24 protein-coding genes and 1 tRNA gene are annotated in these 22,674 nt (G+C 60.0%); 15 read left to right on the top strand and 10 right to left on the bottom strand.

What is annotated here, in order from left to right; genetic code table 11:
* Positions 1–60 precede the first annotated feature (60 nt).
* Positions 61–1,068, top strand: coding sequence for a LysR family transcriptional regulator (locus FBZ99_RS07610; RefSeq protein ID WP_113332147.1), 1,008 nt, complete (start codon positions 61–63; stop codon positions 1,066–1,068).
* Between the two features lie 61 nt (positions 1,069–1,129).
* Complete coding sequence (locus tag FBZ99_RS07605; protein ID WP_113351777.1) at positions 1,130–1,603, top strand: hypothetical protein; 474 nt, start codon at positions 1,130–1,132, stop codon at positions 1,601–1,603.
* Here FBZ99_RS07605 and FBZ99_RS07600 read toward each other — a convergent pair whose 3' ends face one another.
* A complete protein-coding gene (locus FBZ99_RS07600) occupies positions 1,604–1,864 on the bottom strand; it encodes a hypothetical protein (protein WP_113332145.1) in 261 nt (86 codons plus the stop codon).
* A 231-nt stretch (positions 1,865–2,095) separates the two neighbouring features.
* On the opposite strand from FBZ99_RS07600, the gene iolG reads away from it, so the two are divergent.
* The 4 genes from iolG to FBZ99_RS07580 all read left to right on the top strand — a co-directional run bounded on the left by iolG (position 2,096) and on the right by FBZ99_RS07580 (position 4,579).
* Entirely contained in the window at positions 2,096–3,088 is a 993-nt protein-coding gene (iolG, locus tag FBZ99_RS07595; RefSeq protein WP_113389302.1) for an inositol 2-dehydrogenase, read from the top strand.
* Between the two features lie 152 nt (positions 3,089–3,240).
* A complete protein-coding gene (locus FBZ99_RS07590; RefSeq protein ID WP_145632258.1) occupies positions 3,241–3,555 on the top strand; it encodes an ArsR/SmtB family transcription factor in 315 nt (104 codons plus the stop codon).
* The gene (locus tag FBZ99_RS07585; RefSeq protein WP_113351776.1) at positions 3,552–3,911 is read left to right on the top strand and encodes an SRPBCC family protein; all 360 of its coding nucleotides are present in this window, start codon (positions 3,552–3,554) and stop codon (positions 3,909–3,911) included. The genes FBZ99_RS07590 and FBZ99_RS07585 overlap by 4 nt, the downstream gene beginning before the upstream one ends.
* Positions 3,912–3,955: 44 nt before the next feature.
* Positions 3,956–4,579, top strand: coding sequence for an ATP-dependent Clp protease proteolytic subunit (locus FBZ99_RS07580; protein WP_145632252.1), 624 nt, complete (start codon positions 3,956–3,958; stop codon positions 4,577–4,579).
* 57 nt (positions 4,580–4,636) lie between these two features.
* Here FBZ99_RS07580 and FBZ99_RS07575 read toward each other — a convergent pair whose 3' ends face one another.
* On the bottom strand, positions 4,637–5,878 hold the full coding sequence (locus tag FBZ99_RS07575) for an ROK family transcriptional regulator (protein WP_113332141.1): 1,242 nt from the start codon (positions 5,876–5,878) through the stop codon (positions 4,637–4,639).
* A 223-nt stretch (positions 5,879–6,101) separates the two neighbouring features.
* Between FBZ99_RS07575 and xylF the strand changes: the two genes are divergently transcribed.
* The 4 genes from xylF (at position 6,102) to FBZ99_RS07555 (ending at position 9,783) form a co-directional block, all read left to right on the top strand.
* The gene (gene xylF / locus FBZ99_RS07570; protein ID WP_113332140.1) at positions 6,102–7,142 is read left to right on the top strand and encodes a D-xylose ABC transporter substrate-binding protein; all 1,041 of its coding nucleotides are present in this window, start codon (positions 6,102–6,104) and stop codon (positions 7,140–7,142) included.
* Positions 7,143–7,433: 291 nt separating this feature from the next.
* Entirely contained in the window at positions 7,434–8,747 is a 1,314-nt protein-coding gene (locus tag FBZ99_RS07565; protein WP_145632249.1) for a sugar ABC transporter permease, read from the top strand.
* Between the two features lie 15 nt (positions 8,748–8,762).
* Complete coding sequence (locus tag FBZ99_RS07560) at positions 8,763–9,545, top strand: ATP-binding cassette domain-containing protein (protein ID WP_069612788.1); 783 nt, start codon at positions 8,763–8,765, stop codon at positions 9,543–9,545.
* 161 nt (positions 9,546–9,706) lie between these two features.
* A tRNA-Arg gene (locus FBZ99_RS07555) sits at positions 9,707–9,783 on the top strand.
* Positions 9,784–9,826: 43 nt separating this feature from the next.
* Here FBZ99_RS07555 and FBZ99_RS07550 read toward each other — a convergent pair.
* The 3 genes from FBZ99_RS07550 to FBZ99_RS07540 form a co-directional block, all read right to left on the bottom strand.
* Positions 9,827–11,014 (bottom strand): IS481 family transposase, encoded by a 1,188-nt coding sequence (locus FBZ99_RS07550; RefSeq protein ID WP_145632246.1) that lies wholly within the window; start codon positions 11,012–11,014, stop codon positions 9,827–9,829.
* 251 nt (positions 11,015–11,265) lie between these two features.
* Positions 11,266–11,577: a hypothetical protein gene (locus FBZ99_RS07545; protein WP_145632243.1), complete on the bottom strand. Its 312-nt coding sequence runs from the start codon at positions 11,575–11,577 to the stop codon at positions 11,266–11,268.
* 300 nt (positions 11,578–11,877) lie between these two features.
* On the bottom strand, positions 11,878–12,978 hold the full coding sequence (locus FBZ99_RS07540; protein ID WP_145632239.1) for a porin: 1,101 nt from the start codon (positions 12,976–12,978) through the stop codon (positions 11,878–11,880).
* 376 nt (positions 12,979–13,354) lie between these two features.
* Between FBZ99_RS07540 and FBZ99_RS07535 the strand changes: the two genes are divergently transcribed.
* Complete coding sequence (locus tag FBZ99_RS07535) at positions 13,355–13,816, top strand: cupin domain-containing protein (protein WP_145316380.1); 462 nt, start codon at positions 13,355–13,357, stop codon at positions 13,814–13,816.
* Here FBZ99_RS07535 and FBZ99_RS07530 read toward each other — a convergent pair.
* Together FBZ99_RS07530 and FBZ99_RS07525 are read right to left on the bottom strand one after the other, a co-directional pair.
* Positions 13,813–14,331 (bottom strand): GNAT family N-acetyltransferase, encoded by a 519-nt coding sequence (locus tag FBZ99_RS07530; protein WP_145632237.1) that lies wholly within the window; start codon positions 14,329–14,331, stop codon positions 13,813–13,815. The two genes, FBZ99_RS07535 and FBZ99_RS07530, sit on opposite strands and share 4 nt — an antisense overlap.
* A 19-nt stretch (positions 14,332–14,350) precedes the next feature.
* Positions 14,351–15,346 carry a LysR family transcriptional regulator gene (locus FBZ99_RS07525; RefSeq protein ID WP_113330178.1) on the bottom strand — a complete coding sequence of 332 codons (996 nt, stop codon included), beginning with the start codon at positions 15,344–15,346 and terminating at the stop codon, positions 14,351–14,353.
* Between the two features lie 121 nt (positions 15,347–15,467).
* Here FBZ99_RS07525 and FBZ99_RS07520 point away from each other — a divergent pair, with 121 nt between their 5' ends.
* Positions 15,468–16,868 carry an MFS transporter gene (locus FBZ99_RS07520; RefSeq protein WP_145632235.1) on the top strand — a complete coding sequence of 467 codons (1,401 nt, stop codon included), beginning with the start codon at positions 15,468–15,470 and terminating at the stop codon, positions 16,866–16,868.
* A 32-nt stretch (positions 16,869–16,900) separates the two neighbouring features.
* Here FBZ99_RS07520 and FBZ99_RS07515 read toward each other — a convergent pair whose 3' ends face one another.
* Positions 16,901–18,181 carry an RNA polymerase sigma factor gene (locus FBZ99_RS07515; RefSeq protein WP_145632232.1) on the bottom strand — a complete coding sequence of 427 codons (1,281 nt, stop codon included), beginning with the start codon at positions 18,179–18,181 and terminating at the stop codon, positions 16,901–16,903.
* A gap of 31 nt (positions 18,182–18,212) precedes the next feature.
* On the bottom strand, positions 18,213–18,605 hold the full coding sequence (locus FBZ99_RS07510; RefSeq protein WP_145632229.1) for a YciI family protein: 393 nt from the start codon (positions 18,603–18,605) through the stop codon (positions 18,213–18,215).
* A gap of 359 nt (positions 18,606–18,964) precedes the next feature.
* Here FBZ99_RS07510 and FBZ99_RS07505 point away from each other — a divergent pair, with 359 nt between their 5' ends.
* Both FBZ99_RS07505 and FBZ99_RS07500 read left to right on the top strand, forming a co-directional pair.
* Positions 18,965–19,342, top strand: coding sequence for a VOC family protein (locus tag FBZ99_RS07505; RefSeq protein WP_113330181.1), 378 nt, complete (start codon positions 18,965–18,967; stop codon positions 19,340–19,342).
* 269 nt (positions 19,343–19,611) lie between these two features.
* Positions 19,612–20,319, top strand: a complete 708-nt coding sequence (locus FBZ99_RS07500; RefSeq protein WP_233788759.1) for a phosphatase PAP2 family protein — start codon at positions 19,612–19,614, stop codon at positions 20,317–20,319.
* 11 nt (positions 20,320–20,330) lie between these two features.
* On the opposite strand, the gene FBZ99_RS07495 is transcribed toward FBZ99_RS07500, so the two are convergent.
* Positions 20,331–20,717, bottom strand: coding sequence for a response regulator (locus FBZ99_RS07495; protein WP_113330421.1), 387 nt, complete (start codon positions 20,715–20,717; stop codon positions 20,331–20,333).
* Between the two features lie 249 nt (positions 20,718–20,966).
* On the opposite strand from FBZ99_RS07495, the gene FBZ99_RS07490 reads away from it, so the two are divergent.
* Positions 20,967–22,628 carry a phosphoethanolamine transferase gene (locus FBZ99_RS07490; RefSeq protein ID WP_145632223.1) on the top strand — a complete coding sequence of 554 codons (1,662 nt, stop codon included), beginning with the start codon at positions 20,967–20,969 and terminating at the stop codon, positions 22,626–22,628.
* The last annotated feature ends 46 nt before the right edge of the window (positions 22,629–22,674 follow it).

The following is a 22,674-nucleotide window of genomic DNA, read 5'->3' as shown; positions in this document are numbered from 1 at the left end:
AGTTTGGTATAATGTTAAAAAATAGTACTTTTTTGCCGATGAAGGGGAAAATTGGCCGTTATGGAGAAAATATATAACGATTATGTGAGCGATGGCATTGAGATTCATTCCGACAATTTTCGCGACGATGCGTTGTTGAAAGCCGGTTTGAAGCTCAATCACCTGCGCATGATCGTCACGATCGAGGATCACGGGCAAATTTCTGCGGCCGCTGAGTCCATGAATATGTCACAACCTGCAGCTTCACGCATGCTCTCAGAAATGGAGTCGATTGTCAAAAGCCCGCTTTACGAGCGTGTCGCCAGAGGCGTCGTGTTGACCCCTTTCGGCCTCGCTCTCGCCAAGCGGGCGCGCAAGATCCTGCTGGAGCTGCGCGAGGCAGGCCGGGAGCTTGGTGCCTTACGGACCGGCAAGGGCGGCTCGGTCTTTCTGGGGGCTGTGACCGCGCCGGCGATCAGCCTTGTCGTCCCGGCGATCCAGCGCGTGACACGCACCTATCCTGGCATAGAGATCAATATCGAGGTCGAGAACAGTAATGTGCTCGCGCGCGAGCTGCTCGCCGCCCGCCACGACTTCATTATCAGCCGCATCCCGGATGATCTCGATCCGCGTCTGTTCACCGCCCATGAGATCGGCGTCGAGAAAGCCTGCCTGGTGGTCCGCAATGGGCATCCGCTGCTTGAGAAGGGCGTTGCCGGCCTGCATGATCTGGCCGGTTACGATTGGGTATTCCAGCCTCCGGGCACGTTGCTTCGCCGCAAGGTGGAGGACATCTTCCTTGCCGCAGGCGTGCCCTTGCCGGAAAACGTCGTCAACACTTCGTCTCTGCTTCTGACGCTTGCGGTCGTCTGCAAGACGGATGCGATTGCGCCGATCGCGCTCGACATGGCGCAATTCATCTGCGGGCAGACATCTCAGGCCGGCGAATCCTCTATCCTGCCGATCGATTTCGATATCGACGTCAGGCCCTATAGCCTTATCACCGCGCGCGAACGCGCCATGCCACCGAGCGCACGTCTGCTGCATGACATGATCCTGGAAGAGAGCCGGCATCTCTCGCTGACATAAGTGCAAGCCATAAGCTCCGCGCCAACTTCCACTCCTATGAAGCTTGGCGTGGAGATCACACATGCTGTTCAAGCAATCATTGTTTCAATCCGTGCTCGACCGTCTCGATAGCGAAGAGGACGGCTCAGAAAAGGAAGAGGCCGCGCATCGCGTCCGCGGCCTGAACGTCAGCTTTGCAGCAACGGTTCTGGGCGGCGAGACCCCCGGGGCGCAACGGCCCGATGAAGCCTATCGCGACAATCTTGGCGATCCCGTCATCCTGCCTGAATTGGAACCAAAGCCCGAACCCGCGCCGCAAGAACCGGAGCCGCCGGTCATGCCCGAGCATCTCAGCCGAACGTCACGGGAAGAGGTTGCAGCCGAACTCGCAATCACCTCCGACCTCACACGCGAAACTCTGCAGGAAAAGCGCCGTAACTTCGCCAAGGCCAATCATCCAGACAGCGTCGCCACCCTCTTCCGCGAACAGGCGACGACCCGCATGACACTCGCCAATCAGCTGATCGACGAAGCCATACGCCGCCTCAGGCGGTGATTATTTCTTGTCGTCTGCCGGTTCGTCATCCTCGGCGGGCTCGTCTTGCGTGGGCGCAGCACTGGTCGCTTCGGGTGGTTGTGGTTTGAAATTCAGAAGCAACATCCAGGCCGAATAGGCGCCGAGCGCACCCGACAGCATCGCCCAAAACGGCTGCGAGCCGAGCGTTTCGACGGCTGCCCAGCCAAAGCAGACGGCCACGATGAGGATGCGCACCCAAAGCGGCTTGTAGAGCGGATGGCTGGGATCGATCAGTTGCATGGGTCTCTTTTGCCTATTCAAGAAGACATGTCTTTAGCGCATCATCGGGAAAATTGTGAAGCCGTCCGGATAAAATAAGACTCCTTGAGCGGATTTCGGCTAAGCCGGCATCGAACGGTGATTTTGAGAATTGTGAAGTTCAAGCGGCTTGACGCCGCCATCGGAAAATGGAATGAAAATTCCATAGAGATTTATATTCGGTCCATTTATTCCGAATTCAGGGAGGTAGAAATGACTGTCAGATTTGGTCTGCTCGGTGCAGGACGCATTGGCAAAGTGCATGCGAAGGCCGTCAGCGGCGATGCCAACGCCAAGCTCGTCGCCGTTGCGGATGCGTTTCCCGCGGCTGCGGAAGCCATATCCGCCGCCTATGGCTGCGAAGTCCGCACTATCGAAGCGATCGAGGCCGCCAAGGATATCGATGCCGTCGTCATCTGCACGCCGACCGATACCCACGCCGACCTGATCGAGCGCTTTTCACGTGCCGGCAAGGCCGTCTTCTGCGAAAAGCCGATCGATCTCGACGTCGCACGCGTCAAGGCTTGCATCAAGGTTGTCGAGGAAACCAAGGGCAAGCTGATGGTCGGCTTCAACCGCCGCTTCGACCCGCATTTCATGGCCGTGAAGAAGGCGATCGACGAAGGCCGCATCGGCACCGTGGAGATGGTGACGATCACCTCGCGCGATCCGGGCGCCCCGCCTGTCGATTATATCAAGCGCTCCGGCGGCATTTTCCGCGACATGACCATCCACGATTTCGACATGGCCCGCTTCCTGCTCGGCGAAGAGCCGGTCGCCGTCACTGCAACTGCCGCCGTTCTGGTTGACAAGGCAATCGGCGAAGCCGGCGATTACGACAGCGTTTCCGTCATTCTTCAGACGGCGTCGGGCAAGCAGGCTGTTATCTCCAACTCGCGCCGGGCCACCTACGGCTACGACCAGCGGATCGAGATCCATGGCTCGAAGGGCTTGGTTTCCGCTGAAAACCAGCGCCCCTTCTCCATCGAAGTCGCCAACGGCGATGGCTACACCCGCCCGCCGCTGCATGATTTCTTCATGACACGCTACACCGAAGCCTATGCCAACGAGATCGCGAGCTTCATCGCCGCTGTCGAAAAGGGCGCGGCCATCACACCATCGGGCGCCGATGGCCTTGCCGCACTGAAGCTGGCGGATGCCGCACTGCAGTCCGTCAAGGAAGGCCGCCTGGTAAAGATCGACTAAGCCGCCTCCATTCCTCAAGGAATGTGATCCTCCCAAAAGTCCGCCGCGATCTCCATTCGCGGCGGACTTTTTCTTTGGCGCGATCTGGAGCTCCCGAGAGGCTTCGATGGAAATCTCTTGCGAATCACATAAGCCTATGCTTATCTGTTGGCATGATAGAGAATGAGATATTCCGGGCTTTGGCCGATCCGACCCGCCGCGCCATCTTCGAAAAGCTGGCGACGGGCGGCATGAATGCCAGCACTCTGCGCGAAGGTATCGACATCAGCCAGCCGGCGATGTCGCAGCACTTAGCGGTTCTGCGGAGTGCCGGGCTGGTCAGGGAAGAACGACAGGGGCGTTTCGTGAATTACGAGGTCGATCCGGAGGGACTTGCCCTCATCGCCCAGTGGCTGGCGAAATACCGCGCATACTGGCCCACCCGCATCGAAGCTCTCAAGCTGTTGCTGAAGGATATGGATCAATGAACAATCTCAAGATCCCTGAGCGAAAGAACGGCATCGCGCTGGAATACCAGCTCAGCGAACCGCCGCAAAAAGTCTGGCGTGCAATCAGCACCCCTGAGCTTCGCCAAAACTGGCTGCCGCAGGAGGCCTTGGCCAGTCCCGAGTCGATATCAGTCACGCCGGGCAAAGAAGTCAGCTATAGGCTGCGGGACGACACACCGCCCTTCCTCGAAAGCATCGTGACTTTCAAGATATCTTCGAACGCAAACGGCGGCACCTGCCTGCGGATCATCCACGAGCTCGATGACGTTCGGCTTCGTGAGACTGAAAAGGCTGCGGCAAACAATAACAGCCTGACCGTCATGCGCGCCGCCTGACGTTCTGAATAGATCAACAATTTCAATAACATTGGAGTTCGCCGATGCGCGAAGCGATGCAACTCGTTCCTATGGTCGTCGAGCAGTCCAGCAGAGGGGAGCGGTCTTTCGACATCTATTCCCGCCTGCTGCGCGAGAGAATTATCTTCCTGAATGGTGAGGTAAACGACGATGTCTCGGCCCTCGTCTGCGCGCAACTGCTGTTTCTCGAGGCCGAAAATCCCAAGAGACCGATCCATCTCTATATCAATTCGCCCGGCGGTGTCGTGACCAGCGGTCTGGCAATGTACGACACCATGCGTTACATCCGCGCGCCGGTGCATACGCTATGCATGGGAACCGCTCGTTCGATGGGCTCCTTCCTCTTGATGTCGGGCCAGCCGGGTGAGCGCTTCGCGCTTCCAAATGCCAGCATCCATATTCACCAGCCATTGGGCGGTTTCCAGGGACAGGCATCGGACATCTTTATCCACGCGGAAGAAATGAGGCGAACGAAGCATCGCATGACGCGGCTTTACGCCGAACATTGCGGCCGCTCCTACGAAGAATTCGAACGCGCCATGGACCGCGACCACTTCATGACAGCGGAAGAGGCTCTGGAATGGGGGCTGATCGACCGTATTCTTCAGGTCCGCGAAGATGAACAGCCTTTGGGCCTGACAGATTGATCGGGATGACGACCCTGCGGCCAAGCGCATTGCCAAGCCTTGCGCCGCCCTCACCTCTCAACCCGCCTGATCGCGCAGCTCGACGACCGAGGCTCCCCTCTTCACGATATCATTGTCGATGATCGAAAATGCGCGGTTCAGATGCCCTTCGAAGACGAGCGTCGGCTCGTCGGCGATAACACGCAGCTCCGGCATGCCCTCCATGCGCACGACGTGCGATTCCGCCAAGCCCTCGGTTATGCCCTCGATCAGCAAATCATAGTAGCGTACACCAGGCCCGGTGATGACAATCGGCATCCGCTCGTGCAGGCTCAGGACGCGCGAAAGGCCGTTGCCGAGCGCCAGGCCGGCCTGGCGAAAGGCTAGCACATTGCGGCGCCCGCCGTGACGCGCGCTCGCGGCGATCTTGTCGAGTTCGGCGATCGGCACGAACTTCGCCGGGATCGTGTCGAGCGGCACGTCGAAGGCCGTCCGCAGCATGGCGTAGAAACCGGCATAGGCCTCGATGCATCCACGCGCGCCACAGCGGCAAAGAGCGCCGCCCGGCACATGCATCATATGCCCGAAATTCGGCGCCGATATATGATGGTCGCCTTCATGTTCCCGGCGCACGATGCCGAGCCCGATACTATGGCCAAGCGATAGCGCCGCCAGCGAGCGGAAATCGCCGCGCGTGCTGATTTCCTCCTGCCGCCCAAGGGCCGCAGCCACAAGCAGGGTTTCGTTGCCGAGAATGATTTGCGCCGACCATTCGTCGCGAAGCACGGCGGCGAAATCGATTTCCTCGCGCCCGAAGATCGGCGACCAGCGCAGCACCGGCGCCGAAGTATCGACAAGCCCCTTGCTGCTGATCGAGATCATCAGCACCTTGTCGCGCGGCAATTGCGAGCGGGTGACAATCCGGTTCAGGGCATCACGCAATCCGGCCACGAAGCGCTCGACACCCGTAGCGTTCTGCTGCCTGTCCTCGGTAAAGCGGTCGATCAGTCGACCGGTATAATCGACGAGCGAATATTGCACGGCATCCGATGAAATGACGACGACGATCAGATAGCCGCAGTCACGCCGCTGCGAAAACAAAACGCGCGGACGCCCGCGGCCGCTGGCCGCCTGCTGCTCGGCCTTTTCAATGATCTGCGCCCGCTCGAGATCGGCCGTGATGACCGATACGGTCGCAGAAGAGAGCCTGGTGAAATCAGAGAGCTCGGTATGGGCGAGCGGGCCGTGCCGGCGCAGCGCCGACAAGACCAAGGCGCTGTTCTTTTGACGGACCAATTCGGTGCTCGATTTGGCCAGCATCGGCAAACTCCCTGCTCATTCAACCCTCCTCCTCCGCAGCCCCTGATAGCTTTTTCGGACGACCGATGAAACCTGGCGGCGCGGGTGTTGACAGCTGAAAAAATCTCTGACACTAAATTTCTCGACTGTCGAGAAAAAAGTCCAAAGCTTTTCTTGTCAGCATTTTCGCCGCGGCCGACGGGAGTTCAGGATACGTGCGGTCGCATTCACTCGGGAGGATCACATGAAAGCTTTCATCAAGCTGGCTGCGGGCGCGGCCATCGTTTTGACCATGCAGACGGCCGCCTTCGCCAAGGATCTCGTCGTCGGCGTTTCCTGGTCGAATTTCCAGGAAGAGCGTTGGAAGACCGATGAAGCAGCCATCAAGAAGGCTCTGGCAGCCGCCGGCGCCAAGTACATTTCCGCCGACGCCCAGTCGTCCGCTTCCAAGCAGCTGACCGATGTCGAGTCGCTGATTTCGCAGGGTGCTAATGCCCTCATCATTCTCGCTCAGGATTCCGATGCCATCGGCCCGGCCGTTGAAAAGGCCGCCGACGAAGGCATTCCGGTTGTTGGCTATGACCGTCTGATCGAAAATCCGGCAGCCTTCTACATCACCTTCGACAACAAGGAAGTGGGCCGCATGCAGGCTCGCGAAGTCCTGAAGGCAAAGCCGGAAGGCAACTACGTCTTCATCAAGGGTTCGTCGTCCGACCCGAACGCCGACTTCCTGTTCTCCGGTCAGATCGAAGTGCTGAAGTCCGCCATCGACGCCGGCAAGATCAAGAATGTCGGTGAAGCCTACACGGACGGCTGGCTGCCGCAGAACGCGCAGCGCAACATGGAGCAGTTCCTGACCGCCAACAACAACAAGGTTGACGCGGTCGTCGCCTCCAACGACGGCACCGCCGGCGGCGCCGTTGCCGCTCTCGACGCCCAGGGCCTCGCAGGTTCCGTTCCGGTTTCCGGCCAGGACGCCGACAAGGCCGCTCTGAACCGCATCGCGCTCGGCACGCAGACCGTTTCGGTCTGGAAGGACTCGCGCGAACTCGGCAAGCGCGCCGCTGAAATCGCCCTCGCTCTCGCCGGCGGCAAGACCCAGGACCAGATCGAAGGCGTTCAGACCTTCAACGGCGGCCCGAAGCACGTCGCCATGAAGTCGGTCTTCCTGACCCCGATCCCGATCACCAAGGACAACCTGAACGTCGTCATCGACGCAGGCTGGATCTCCAAGGCTGAAGCCTGCCAGGGCGTGAAGGCCGGCAGCGTCGCTGCCTGCAAATAAGCACCCGGCTTGACGAGCTGACCCGAAGATAATGCCGACGCCGCAAGGGGCTCTCCATTGCGGCGTCGAATGCGGATAAGAGGCCCGCAACCAAACCCAGAATGGGAATGAAGGCCTCCCGCATGTGTTGCGTCATCGCATATCCGATCGGCCTGCCGGATGGCGGTCGTGGACCCGGGACAACCGGATGGGCGAGCGATGACGTCTATTGTGACCAGCGCGGATACTGCCCAGCGATCAAGAAAGAGCATTCGCGGGCCTGCGCCCAACAAGTGGGAGAACGGCAAAGCGATGGCCGACATGACACATTCCACAACATCGAGCGGTCCGCGCAAGGCGGAAGAAGGCGCCATCACGCGCTTCCTGCGTGCAACGGAAATCGATACCCGCCTGCTCGGCATGATCGGCGCACTGCTGATCATCTGGATCGGCTTCGACGTCTATACCGGCGGCCTTTTCCTGACCCCCAGAAACCTCTGGAACCTTTCCGTTCAGACCTGCGAGATCGCCGTGCTGGCGACGGGCATGGTGCTGGTCATCGTCACCCGCAATATCGACCTTTCCGTCGGTTCCATGCTCGGCTTCATCGCCATGATCATGGGCGTCATCCAGGCAAAATACCTGCCCGCCTATCTCGGCTTCGACAGTTCCTGGACCTGGGTCATCACGCTGATCTGCGGCCTCGTCATCGGTACGCTGCTCGGCACCTTCCAAGGCGTCATCATCGCTTTTCTAAATGTCCCCTCCTTCATCGTCACCCTTGGCGGCCTTCTCGCCTGGCGCGGCCTTGCCTGGTACGTCACCAGCGGCCAGACGGTTGCCCCGCTCGACGCCACCTTCCGCATCATGGGCGGCGGCGCCGAAGGTTCGATCGGTGCGACATGGAGCTGGATCCTTGGCGTACTCGCCTGCGTGTTCATCGTTCTCGGCATTATCGGCGGGCGCCATCAGCGCAAGCGCTTCAACTTCCCGCGCCGGCCGCTCTGGGCGGAATATTTCCTCGCCATCCTCGGCTCCGCTCTCGTCCTCGTCACGATCTACGTCTTCAACATCTATTACTGGCCAACCGGCATCGCGAAGAAATACGCGACCGAGCATAACATCCCCTGGCCGGAAACGGGGCTCGATATCCCCTACGGCATCGCCGTGCCCGTGCTGATCGCCGTCGGCATCGGTATCATCATGACCTTCATCGCCACCCGCCTGCGCTTCGGCCGCTACGTCTTCGCGATCGGCGGCAACCCGGAAGCAGCGGAACTCGCCGGCATCAAGACGCGCTGGGTAACGGTGCGCATCTTCGCGCTGATGGGCTTGCTTGCGGCGGTCGCCGCGGCTATCTCCACCGCCCGTCTGAATGCCGCCGCCAATTCGCAAGGGACGACCTACGAACTCTTCACCATCGCCGCAGCCGTCATCGGCGGCACGTCGCTTGCCGGCGGCAGCGGTACCATCGCCGGCGCCATGCTCGGCGCCCTCGTCATGCAGTCGCTGCAATCGGGCATGGGGCTCGCCAATGTCGATACGCCGATCCAGAACGTCGTCGTCGGCGTCGTGCTCGTCATCGCCGTCTGGCTCGACATCGTCTATCGCTCGCGCGCCAAGTAAAAGGAATTCTGAACCATGACGGATCAAACCACTCCGCTTGTGGAAATGAAGAACATTTCCATCTCCTTCGGCGGCATCCACGCGGTCGACAACGCCTCGGTCGATCTCTACCCCGGCGAAGTCGTAGCGCTCCTCGGCCATAACGGCGCCGGCAAGTCGACGCTGATCAAGATCCTCTCGGGCGCCTACAAGCGCGACAGCGGCGATATCCTGATCAACGGCGAGCCTGCCGATATCCGCAGCCCGCGCGACGCCAAGAAATACGGCATCGAGACGATCTATCAGACGCTTGCCGTCGCCGACAACGTCGATGCGGCCGCCAACCTCTATCTCGGCCGCGAGCTGCAGACCCGCTGGGGCACGCTCGACGACGTCGCGATGGAAGCCAAGGCCCGCGAAGTGATGGGGCGCCTCAACCCCAACTTCAAGCGCTTCAAGGAGCCGGTGAAGGCGCTGTCCGGCGGCCAGCGCCAGTCGGTCGCGATCGCCCGTGCCATCCTCTTCGATGCCCGTATCCTGATCATGGACGAGCCGACTGCGGCGCTCGGCCCGCAGGAGACGGCGCAGGTCGGCGAGCTCATCAAGCAGCTGAAAAAGGAAGGCATCGGCATCTTCCTGATCAGCCACGACATCCACGACGTCTTCGACCTCGCCGACCGCGTCTCGGTCATGAAGAACGGCCAGGTCGTCGGCCACGCCCGCACCGAAGACGTCACCAAGGACGAAGTGCTGGGCATGATCATCCTCGGCAAGGTGCCGCCAAAGGCCACCCCCGGCCCCGGCGCGATGAAGGAATGATCCGAGACCGCCCATGACAGCAAGGCCGCGCGCCCAAAGCCCGCGGCCTCATCTCACCAAAACGTCCGATCTCACGCTTTCCTGAATTTTCCCGATTGAAGCCAAGCGCTTCCTAGGCTAAGAACCAGCCATCGGACAGGCGATTCAAACCGCCACGGCATGCACCCGTAGCTCAGCTGGATAGAGTGTTGGATTCCGATTCCAAAGGTCACAGGTTCGAATCCTGTCGGGTGCGCCACTTCCTCTATGTCCAGCCCGGAGACATAGGTAACGGATCGTACCTAACACATGGGTGACAACCTCGTGCCGAACGGGTTGTCGATGGTTTGCAAAGTCCTCTGCTCCAGGTCGATATATCCCAGATCATAGTGCATGAAGCTGACGAGCCAAATACCGTCGTCGACCTCCTTGATTCCCAGTTTCTGTCCGGTCAGCACGGTCGAGATATTGATCTTCTTGCGGTAGATGCAGATGCGGCCGCAATGGGTCACCAGTGCGTCACGGTCGTGGAACGGATAATCGATCTCCGGCAGCCCGTTATATCGGCGCGCCGATGGCGCGTAGAGATCGACCGGCACCTTCATCGCCAGGGCTTCATGCGGCCGCTCGGTATTGAATTCGCTGACGAACGCGTCGAAGCGGGCCTGGTGCTGCAGGATATTTCTGCCAGGTGGCCTAGTCGCCTCTTTCTTCAGCGTTAAATGCATGCGCTCATGCCGGCCATTCTCTTGCGGATGGCCCGGCCTGATGCGCTCGAGCGCGATGCCGAGCCGCAGCCACCAGACTGACAGCTTCGACAGATTGTAGAGGCCGTTGGGGCTGGAAAACGGCGGGCCGTTGTCACTGCGGATCGCGCTTGGCAGGCCATGTTCGGCAAACAATCGGCGGAACGCCTCGAACACCCCCACCTCCTTTGTCGATTCGAAGGCTTCACAGGCAAGCAGGTAGCGTGACGCCTGGTCGGTTACCGTCAGCGGGTAACAGTATCGGCCATCGCCGAGTTTGAACTCGCCCTTGAAGTCGGCGCACCACAGATCGTTCGGCAGCAATGCCTGAGACAATTCCGTTCCCTCGGCCCGATGGCGTTGCCGCTTACGGGCATGGGCGACCAGCCCGTGCCGGTCAAGAACGGCATGCACCGTGCTCTTCGACGGCACGCGCACATCGCCGGCAAGCCTCCTGACCAGCAGTTCTCTGATCTTCCTGGCACCCCAATGCGGCTTCTCTTGTCTGAGCCGCACGATCATTGCCTCCACCGGCTCGGGCAACTGGTTGGCATACCGCACCGGCCGTCGAGACCGATCCGTCGGCGCCTCCAGGCCGTCGTCCTTGTAGCGATTGAAGATTTTGTAGCCGGTCTTGCGCGAGATGCCGAACTCCCGGCACACATCGCTCATCCCTTCGCCCTCCGGCAGGCGGGCGGCAAATCGTAGACGTTCCTCCATCACCGAAGTCTCTCTCCACGGCATCAACATCTCCCGCCAAAAGCGAAAAGTGTTACCCATGTCTCCGGTACAAAACGTCACCTATCGCTCAGGAAGGACACTATTCAAAAGATCAAGGCGGCCGCCACTTTCGTGATCACGATCTTGTTTGCAAGCGTGTTCAGGAAGCGATCGAGCGAACGACTCACCGAGAAACATCAAATCGGCCTGGCAGGAGGGTATCCTGCCAGGCCGATATTCTGCCTTTAAGAGCTGGTCCGCCTTATGCTACCACCTCAATGATTCTTATTCGGCCCCTTGCCGGTCGCAAAGCTGCAGGTCTTGATCTTGCAGCTGGGATCGTCGCTCGTCGGAACGCTGGCGCTGCTCATCGCGCCCTGGCCGAGGCATGCCATCGAGTTCGAGACGGTGCGGTTGTACATCATCAGGCCCGGATGATGAGACGGGTACCTCAGCACGATCGAACCTTCCTGTGCCATCTTCTCATGCACGGCTGCACAGGTCATCGACTTGGAATTATAGGCCGACATGGCCATAGCGTTGGTGGACATCAGTCCGATTGCCGCAAGTATGATAATCGTCTTCATGGGGCTTCCTTTGGTGGCACCAAATAGCGCTAGAAAGGATGAGATATCCCTTCATTAGCTTTACATTTATGACAGTGAGCCGACTTCCCTTTATCAGCTGTATGGGTCGCGATCGTGAGCGATCGCTCGGCAAGCTCGTGGTTCGGATACTCTCGAGCTGAAAGCCGCTTCGCCTTGCATCATGCCGATTGGCATCATGTCGGCGAACTAGGTTTTCCAATCACCTCGAATGAGGCAGGCAGGGCCTGATGCGAATACCAGGCCCCATTTCGGATGAAGGTCAAGCCAAGTCGACCGACCTCAGAAGGTCCGCTCGAAGCGCAGGATACCCGAGAAGGTATCATCGCTCGGCAGATCATAGTGAACGTAGGTGAACTCCGGCTCGACCAGCAGGTTCTTGACCGGGTTGAACTTGACGTTGGTCGTTGCCTCGAAAATCTTGGAACCGGTATAGGCGAGCTGAACGTTCCACTTCAGCTTGTCGTTGATCGGAACGCCGACACCGCCCCAGACTGCCCAGTCACCCCAGCCGCACTTTGCACCGTGAACGACGCCGTCGGAGGTCGTGCAGGCCGAGACGTTCTGGTTCGAGCCGGCATACTGGTTGAGCTTGTCACCATCGGTGTTCCAGCCGCCCATCAGGAAGGCCGTGAGGAAACCGAAGTCGGCGTCGACACGAGCCTTGATGGCGCCCTCCTCGACGATCGAGTCGTAGCCGCCGACGACCTTGAAGCCGAACATACCAGCCTTGTAGCCGAGACCGGCGACAACGTTCGGAGCGTAGTGATCAGCCTTCGAAAGCTGCCAGCTGCCGCCATAGGCGCTTGTGGTCGTGCCGGAATTGCTGTCTTCGAGCGAGATGACGCCCGTGAAGCCCGTGCCGCTGTCGTAATTATAGGTCAGCTGGTTCAATTCATACGGACCGTCATAGATGACGTCGTCCTGGATCACGTCGCCAGCATAGCCGACGAACTGGTTGTACTGCGAGTCAGTCTTACCGACGGTGAAGCCGCCGAGGGTGATGTAGGCCCACAGCAGGTTGGTGGAGGTCGAGCCGCCGTCGTTCCAATCCCAGCGAACGATGGTTTCGGTCTTCAGCGGACCATATTCGGTGTCCGTCGCGGTATTGAGGTTGAGTTCGGCGCGGGTATGCCACTTGGTGCCGAAGTTGCTGTCGCGATTGTAAGGATCTTTCCACTGGCCTTCGGTGCGGACCTTGCCGCCAACGCGCAAGCAGGTTTCCGTGCCGGGTATGAAGAAATAGCCGGCGCCGAACGCGTCACAGATGCGCACATATTCCAGCGGCTCCGGTTCGGCGGCGACGATAGCGTCAGCCGCATGAGCGCCGGATACGACGCAGAGAGCCGCAGCCGAGCCGATAAGCAAGCTCTTGATGTTCATTGTAACTCCATTCTTCAAACGAACTTGCGCGAGATACGAACCTGGGGGGCCGTCCGACATCAAGTTTCAGTGGCTAACTCGAAGCACAAGGCCTCGCTTCCATATAGTAAGCTGCATTTACTATTTTGCTTTTACAAGGATTTAAGAAGGCTCCCCACATATGTGACAGCACCTACATACGGCGTGTTGCTCAAACGACGCACATGTGTATGAACGATGACAACCAGGTAACAACCAGATGACAAATACAGGCAACCAAGCCTGATTTGCCATGCTCTACCGAGATGCATTGCTGGACTGGCAGCGATGAGTCTTGTTAGACTTGAAACCGCACAGACAGCATGTCCACCCTTGGCAAATCGCAGGCAGGATCATCATGCCGAAGATCGATGTTGCAGCCGTGCCGGAAATCAAGGGCACGCGCTATCCCGCTCCCTTCAATGATCACTCCACCGAGCGCGTCAGGCAGCGACTGGGCGATGCCGGCGGCCTCAGGGATTTCGGCGTCAATCTGATGCGGCTGCCGCCAGGCAACTGGTCGAGCCAGCGGCATTGGCATTCAGAGGAGGATGAATTCGTCTATGTGCTGGAAGGCGAGCTGACGCTGATCGAGGATGATGGCGAGACGGTGCTGCGCGCCGGCGATTGCGCGGCCTTCCCGAAGGGCTCCGGCAACGGCCATCATATGATCAACAAATCGAATAGCACGGCCATCTATCTCGAGGTCGGTACGCGCTCACCGACCGATCTCATCACCTGCTCGGACGTCGACATGATGAGCTCCAGCACGGACGGCCGTTTCGTGCATAAGGATGGCATGCCCTATCCGGACGGCTAGTCCTGTTCGCCGGCGCTCGCCACCGGCAACTTGAAGGACAGGAGATGAGTCGGCGCTCCATGCAGCATGACCTCCCGCTCGAAACCGAAGCCGCATTTTTCCAGAACGCGCCGAGAGGCAACATTGACGGGCCGAACCAGCCCGATAACGCGTGTCGCCCGCAGATCATGTCCGGCGAAGGCCAATGCCTCCGTCACCAGTTCCGTTGCGTAGCCGCTTCCCCAATAATCGGGGTGCAGGTGATAGGAGAGATTGAGCCCCTCGAATTCCGTAGAGACGGTAACGCCGCCAAAGCCGATCAGCCGCCCTTCCGTTTCGATCGCCCAGCGCCCGAAGCCGTTCACGCGCCAGTGCGCCTGATCCCGAGCGAGCCGCCGGGCACTTTCCGCAGGCGAATCCGGCGTTGGATCGGGCCGATGGGCGACCAGCTCCGGCCGCGCAAACAAAGCCGTGACGAAGTCGAGATCCCGCTCCTCCGGCACGCGCAGGGACAGGCGCGGCGTATGCCGGATCATCGTCCCTCTCCTCGAAGCATCATACCGCCTCGGCAAGTTCAGGCGGATCGTAGCAGCAGGCATCCGTGGAGACGCCCATGCGGCACCCGCTGGCCTCGAGCGCTTCCTTGACGACCTCGACAAAAAGGCGGCGGAACCATACCGAACGGCTGTCAGCCTGATCGACGCGGCGATAGAGCATCGTCACCGGATCGGCCGGCAGCTCGAACGGCGGCTCTGAAATCGTCAGGTCGTGCAATTGTGCCATGCAGCGGGCAATGGCTTCTGGAACCGTCGCAATGGCTGGGATAGCCCGGAGCGTCGACGGCAGTGCGGAAAAGCGGGGAACCGTCGCGACAACCTGCCGGCGATGGCCCAGGCGCGCGAGAGCGACGTCGACGCCGGTAGATGTGGCACCTTCCAGCGAAACGGTCACGTGCGGCGCGCTGGCGAAATGCTTCAGACTCAGCGGTGTCGCGCATTTGAGATGCCGGCCATCATAGATGCAGAGCGAAGCCTGCTCGAACAGCGGCGCGCGTACATGCCAGGAGGCCGGCTCGTCATGCACCGAGATGCTGAAGTCAAAGGCGCCTTCGTCCAGCAGGCGCACAGCGTCGCGCCGGTCGAACGCCACGCTGGTCAGTCGCGCATTCGGCGCAAGCCGGCGCAACCGCGCCACCAGCGGTCCGAAGAAGGAGGATTCGAGATTGTCGCAAAGCCCGATGCGGAACTCGCCATGCCAGTTTTCGGGATCGAAGGCTGCCGGCGGACGAATGGCGCGTTCGATGCCGGAGAGCGCATCCTCGATCGCCGGCGCAATCGCCAGCGCCCGCGGCGTCGGCTGCAAACCGCGCCCGACGCGCACGAACAATTCATCATCCAGCGTCTCGCGCAGCCGGCGAAGGGCTGCGGAAAGACCAGGCTGGCCGAGCAGCAGCCGCTCGGCCGCGCGGCTCACGTTCCGCTCCTGCATCAGCACGGAGAAGGCGAGCAGCAGATTGAGATCGATCTTTCGAAGCGTGGCATCATTCATCATTATGAGTAATACCTGACATGGTTACTATCAATTTGCAATAGGGTTTGAAGATGTACATTTTCTCGTTCCCTGCCGTTTTCAACCTCCCAAAAAGGCGGCAGCACAGAAAGGAACGATCCCGATGACTTCTTCCCAAACCCGAAGCGGGGCGGGATTGGCGTTGCTGCTGCTATGCGCCGCCAATTTCCTCGACGCCATGGACGTCTCCACCATTGGGGTGGCCCTGCCCGCAATCCAGAAAGAGCTCGGCATGCAGGCGACCTCGCTGCAATGGGCCGTTAGTGCCTATGTGCTCGGATACGGCGGCTTTCTGCTGCTCGGCGGCCGCGTTGCCGATCTCTTCGGCCACCGCCGCGTCTTCCTGTGGTCGCTCGGCATCTTCGCCGCCGCCAGCATTGCCGGCGGCTTCGTCGACAGCGCGCCGACGCTCATTGCCGCTCGCCTAATCAAGGGCATTGCGGCCGCTTTCACCGCACCGGCAGCACTGGCCCTTCTTCTCTCCGTCTTCGGAGACGGCAATGCCCGTGCCAAGGCGCTCGGCGTCTTCTCCTCCACCGGTGCTGCCGGCTTCGTGCTCGGCATGGTACTGGGTGGAGCGGCAACCCTCATCAGCTGGCGCGCGACCCTCGTCATGGGGGCTCCCATCGCCATCCTGGCGCTAATCATTGCTCCGCTCGTCCTGCCAGCCGATCACAAACGCAGCGGCCCGCGCGCCCGCTTCGACTGGGCCGGTGCGCTGACGATCACCCCCGGCCTGCTGCTCTTCGTCTTCGGCGTCACCAATGCCGCCGCCGATGGCTGGCAGGCCTTCGCGACCTGGGGCTCGCTCCTTGCCGCATTGATCCTGATCCTGCTGTTCCTGGTCGTAGAGTCGCGCCATCATGATCCGATGGTGCCGCTTGCCATGTTCCGTCGCACCAAGCTCAGCCATGCCAATGCCGTCGCCGCGCTGTACCAGGGAGCCTATGTCGGCTTCCAGTTCATTGCGACGCTCTACTACCAGACCGTCGTCGGCTGGTCGGCCTTCGCCACCGGCTTCGCTTTCGCCATCGGCGGCACTTGCGTGATGTTCCTGGCACCGCGCTTTGCAACGATAGGCCAGAACCGCGGTACGACCTTGCTGATGACCTTCGGCGTGGGATTGCAGGCCATCAGCTATCTCTTCTGGGTGCTGTCGGCCGAGCATATCGATACGATGGTACTCGTCGCCATTTCGCAGCTCCTGCTCGGCGTCGGCTACGCCATGACCTATCCTTCGATCCAGGTTGCAGCCCTCTCAGACGTCGGCGACGATGAATCCGGCCTGGCTTCGGGCATGCTGTTTGCCTCCTTCCAGATCGGCGGCGGCATCATTCTGGCGGCGGCATCGGCCGTCTTCAGTGCGGCTCCGAGCTTCGGCTGGAACCCCTATATTGCCGGCATCGGTTTCGTGACGATCCTCGCTGCCGCCATCACGCTGCTCGCCGCCGTCGGCCCGCGCTCATCCGCGGCAAGGGCCACGAATTATCAGGCTGCAGAATAGTTCAAAGCAAGATGACCCGCCTCTCCGGCGGGTCAATTCTTCCTTGTGTCGGCGGCGTCGGCGGCTTCGGCAGCACGGCGCATCAGGAAATCACGCTCTCTCCGATTTTCAGCAAGTGCGGCCGCCGCCTCAAAGGCTTGCCGCGCTTCATCGCATCGGCCAAGCTTGCGGAGAAGATCGCCGCGAACGCTCGACAAAAGATGATAGTCCTTCAGTGCAGGTTCATCGCGGAGACCGTCGATGATGTCTAACGCCACCTCGGGACCCTCGGCCATGCCCACGGCGACAGCGCGATTGAGTTCGACGATCGGGGAAGGAACAAGCTCGGCAAGTTTCGCATAGAGATCGGCAATCCGCCTCCAGTCGGTTTCATCAGCTGTCCTCGCTCTCGCGTGACAGGCGACGATCGCGGCTTGCAAGGCATAAACCCCGCCGGCGCCGCCAAGTTCCTGTACCCGTCGCAAGGCCTGCAGACCTCGCTGGATCTGCAGCCGATCCCAGCAGTCGCGATTTTGATCGAGCAGCAAAATCGGATTGCCGTTGGCATCCGTCCTGGCCGCCGAACGGGACGCATTCAGCTCCATCAGGGCCAGCAACGCATGTGCCTCCGGCTCCTGCGGCGCGACGGACGTCAATATTCGCCCGAGCCGCAGCGCTTCGCTGCACAATTGCAGCCGCATCCAATTCTCGCCGCGCGCGGCCGTATATCCCTCGTTGAAGATCAGATAAACCACCTCCAGCACCGAGGCGAGACGCTGCGACAGCTCCTCGCCGTGTGGCGTTTCATAGGAAAGTCCCGATTCCGACAATGTCTTCTTGGCGCGGACGATGCGCTGCGCGATCGTTGCCTCCGACGCGAGAAACGCCCTGGCGATTTCCTCGGTCGTCAGACCGCAGATCATCCGCAAGGCAAGCGCCACCCGCGCCTCGCGCGAGATCAGCGGATGGCATGCCGTGAAGATCAAGCGCAGCATTTCATCGCCGATGTCGTCATCGAGAGGGGTGTCTAGGTCGGGCATGATCTGCTCTTCCTCCTCCATCTCTCGAACGATCATCTCGTGCTTCTGGTCGAGCATTCGCCGGCGACGCAAATGGTCCAGCGCCCGACGCCTGGCAGTGGTCATAAGCCAAGCGCCGGGGCGCTCGGGGATGCCCGTTTCCGGCCATCGCTCCAAGGCGACAACAAGCGCTTCCTGTGTCAGATCCTCAGCCAGCGGCACGTCGCGCAACAATCGCGCCAAGCTGGTGATGAGCCGCGGTTGTTCGATCCGCCAGACGGCAAGGATCGCTCGGTGGGTGCCGGCGGCTGTCAAGGCCGCCCGCCCCGGTCACGAACCGAAAGCATCATGCCGTTGCTTCGGCGAGCGGGTCACATACACCTTCGGCATTTGGCTCGAAGTAGGCGCGCACCTCACATGTGCCTTCCCAACCGGGCATAAAATCCCTGTGCAATTGCATGAACTCGACTGCCAGTGCCACGGCCTCCTCCTTGCTCTGCAGTTCGAAGATGGCATAACCGCCGATGACCTCCTTGGCCTCCACGAAGGGACCGTCGACGACACTCAGCTTGCAATCCTTGATCGTGACGCGGGCGCCCGTCGCAAGAGGCATCAGTCCCGCCGTATCGATCATGCGGCCGGCCTTGATTTCCCGATCGGCGAGCTTGTGCATGGCCTCGGCAAGCTCCGGCGTCGGATGCATGAAATCGGTGGATGTGACGATAGACATGAAACGCATGGAAATGTCCTCCGGAAGCGAGGCGCCGGCACCATTGCCGCTCAATAAACTCGCTCATATTGACGACGAAGCTGCTCTCCGGAAATCGACAGTCGTTTTGAAAAATTCGCATCGCGGCCGAGCATCGAAAAATCCCCCTCCCAATCCGCTGATCTCACCGGGAGCGGCATCCTTCGACCATTTATAGACGAAACACCCGGGGCAAGCGACTGGACGGCCCATCGCTTCGTTTTGTTGACTTCCCATGACCGTTGCAAGATGGTGAGACGAATTCGACCTGCGGACTTTCGAAAGCCGGCGCTTCTCCAGGGCGTACCTTCCGCAAAGCTCTGCAGACAACACGGCAGGAGCTCGTTTTCATGTTCGACCATATTTCGATCGGCGTCAAAGACCTGACGCGGGCGCAGAAATTTTATGACGCAGCCCTTTCTCCGCTTGGCTACGAGCGCGTCACCAACTTCGATGGCACGGTTGGATATGGGGCGGAGCGTGCCCAGTTCTGGGTCAGTGAGGTGGAACGTCCCGTTCCCGCCGATCGCGGTTCCGGCCTGCATTTCTGTTTCGTGGCGCCAAGCCAGGCAGCCGTCGACGCCTTTCATGCCGCCGGCATCGCCAATGGCGGCGAAGACAATGGCAAGCCGGGCATCCGGCCCGACTACAGCCAGTTCTACTATGCCGCCTTCGTTATCGATCCCGATGGTTACCGGCTGGAAGCCTATTTCAAGACCGGCGAATAACTCACCGCACACAATAGAGAAAGGCACCGTCAACCGCTGCAGTCGCTTTAGCGGGCTACCGAGCCTCAAGAGACTTTCTTAACCGTTTGATCTTTCAGGTTACTGTCAGGCTTCTGTCATAAAAGACGCCCGATAGTGGCCTTTGGGCGTTTGCACAACGCGAACGGGCACTTGTTTTGAACCTGTTCAGACAGTGGCCAGCGTCTACGATGTACGACAACTCCATTGCTTACACAAAACGGACCGCTCCTGTCAGCAGATCCTTTTTTGTGTTTCTCGCGCTCTTCGCGCTCTGGTGGGTGCTGCTGTTCGTCTTCTATCGATTTCCCAATATCGATCTCGTCGTCGCGAAGAGTGTCTTCACTGCTACGCCCTGCGCATCCGCCGTCATTCCGGGTGAAGTCTGCGGCGCCTTTGCGCTGGCCAAGAACCGTATCTTCGAGATCGTGCGAGATGTGACGCTCACCCTGCCCTATATCGCCGTCGTCGTCCTGATTGCCAACCTAATCTCGTCCTGGCGCAAATTCGGTGCAGGCTGGCGGACGCTGAAAACGGATCGGTACATCGCTGCACTGATATCGCTTGTCATCGGCTGCGGCCTCATCGTCAACACGCTGCTTAAGAGCTACAGCGGCAGGCCGAGACCGCGCAGCACGGATCTTTTCGGCGGCTCGCTGGATTTTGTCCAGGCAGGCTCGTTTGCCGGCCGGTGTCTTGGAAATTGCTCTTTCGTCTCCGGCGAGGCGTCGTCTGCCGGCTGGCTGCTTTGCCTCGTCTTGCTGCTGCCGCCGCGCCTGCGTTTTCCGCTCGGCATTCCCCTGGCTGCCGTCTCGATCATGATGCCGATCATGCGCGTGATGACCGGAGCCCACTATCTGTCCGACGCGGTCCTGGGCTGGCTCTTGTCGTTGGTGGTCTTTGCCGCAACCATCGCTGTGCTCGATCTCCTGCGGTCGGGAACGACAGCCCGGCCCTGAAAGCCGTCGGCTCAGCCAGCGTTGCGCATGCGGATCAAGCGGCGGCGTCTTGCCGCCTTGCGTACGCGAACCGCCATCTCGCTTAGCGCAAAAGGCTTCACGAGATAGTCGACGGCACCGATATTCATGGCCGTCATCTGGTCCGACAGCTGATCATAGGCCGACATGACAATGACTGGGGTCGTTTCCCCGCGCGCTTCCATGAGCTTGAGCAGATCGAGGCCGCTGCCATCGGGCAAGCGAAGATCAAGTAGCATCACGTCGTGGGCTTCGGCCGCGACGGCCCCCCTGGCGGATTCCAAATCCATGGACCAGTCGACCGACCACCCCTCCGCACGCAGATGATCCTGTACGGCATTGCCTATGAGTATATTGTCTTCGACCAATAGAAGCCGCACGATTGCATCCCCAGTTGCAATCAAGCAGCTATGATGCCTATTTCTGACGGCGACCTGAACTCCGGATATGAAGCCGGCAAAAAAGACGACAATCGGAATCAGGTCCGAAATAGCCCTGCACAAAAGCTTGTCATTCAGGTAAATGTCAGGATTGGTAACCATGGTGGCCGGCTTCAACAGCCAAAGCGCCATCCTGCAGTGATGGGTTTACAGGCACCCCGCCGATAGCCCACGCCTCGGAGACAACCATTGACCAGCGAAAACGCATCATCTGGCCGACAGATATTCCGGCCAGCAATCGGCAGTGTCACACTGTGCCTTATAGCCACGCTTTATGTACTTCTTGTGACAAACAAGATGTTCTGGACGAAGTCCTATGGCTATTTTATCGCTGACCCGGCCGCTTTTGCCGCCTTCGTCATCGGTATTTCCGCAGCCATCATGGCGCTCTTCACGCTCTTCTCCGCCAAATACGTCACGAAGCCGGTCCTGATCTTCTTCATTCTGGTGGCATCGGTATCGTCCTGGTTCAACGACCAGTTCGGCGTCATCATCGACAAGGAGATGATCCGCAATGCGGCTGTTTCGACAGGCGCGGAAAGCGGCCATCTGATTACGACGCGCTTCATCACCTATGTTTTGCTGACAGGCATCTTGCCGTCGCTTGTCGTCGCATGGGTCCGGATCGTCCATCGCCCGATCTTCAAGAAACTCGCCTACAATACCGCCGTCATCCTCGCCTGCTCGGCGATCTTCGTCATCGCCGGGACGACCTTCTATAAGACTTATGCTGGCGTCGGCCGCGCTCATCGCGACCTGATGGATACCCTCAATCCGGTGATGCCGATCACAAGCGCGGTGCGTTACGTCATAGATACGCAAAGAAACGCAAACGTCGTCGCACAGCCATTGGGCACGGACGCCCATAGGATCGGCGTCGTCGACAAGGGCAAGCCGCGCGTCACGATCATCGTGGCCGGGGAAACGGCGCGTGCGCAGAACTTCTCGCTCGGCGGCTATGCCAAGATGACCAATCCGGAACTGGCAAAGCGCAATGTCGTCTACTTCCCCAATACCACCAGCTGCGGTACGGCGACAGCAACCTCCATACCCTGCCTCTTCTCGGTCTACACGCGCCAACAATACAGCCATCGCAAGGGGCTAGAGACGGAAAACCTGCTCGATGTCCTGACCCATGCCAAGGTCGACGTAACCTGGCTCGACAATGACACGGGCAGCTACAACGTCACCGATCGCGTTTCCTACACCTTTCTGCCGCACTCTGCGGATCCGCGCTTCTGCCAGGACGGCGAATGCAAGGACGAGATCCTCGTCGACAAGGTCGACGGCTGGCTGGACAAGGTGAAGGGCGACAGCGTGCTGGTGCTGCACCAGCTCGGCAGTCACGGCCCCGCCTACTATCAGCGCTACACGGAAGAATTCCGCCGGTTCCGGCCGGATTGCCGCTCCAACGACTTCAGCTCCTGCTCACAGGAGGAAATCACCAACGCCTATGACAATACGATCCTCTATACGGATCACATCGTCGCCATGGTGATCGACAAGCTGAAGCAGCGCTCCGACTCGATATCCGGCTCCGTGCTCTATTTCTCCGATCACGGCGAGTCGCTCGGTGAAAATGGCATCTATCTGCACGGCACGCCCTATTTCATCGCTCCTTCACAGCAGACGCATGTGCCGATGCTGGTATGGATGGCCGACGATCTCGCCAAGACCGCCGGTTTCGACATGGCCTGCCTAGCCAAGCAGGCCGCCGAGGGCACCTACTCTCAGGACAACATCTTCCACAGCGTTCTCGGCATGACGGACGTCTCGACGAAGGTCTATGATCCGAAGCTGGATGTTTTCGCGGCCTGTCGCACGCCGTCGAACAAGCTGGCGCTGAACTGATGGACTGGGCAATGTCCGGCAGCCCTTTTTGACGGGCGGCCGGACC

This window comes from Rhizobium sp. ERR 1071, from assembly GCF_007828675.1.
In the GTDB taxonomy this organism is placed as follows: Bacteria; Pseudomonadota; Alphaproteobacteria; order Rhizobiales; family Rhizobiaceae; genus Rhizobium; species Rhizobium dioscoreae.
This window is presented reverse-complemented; position numbering and strand designations above follow the sequence as displayed.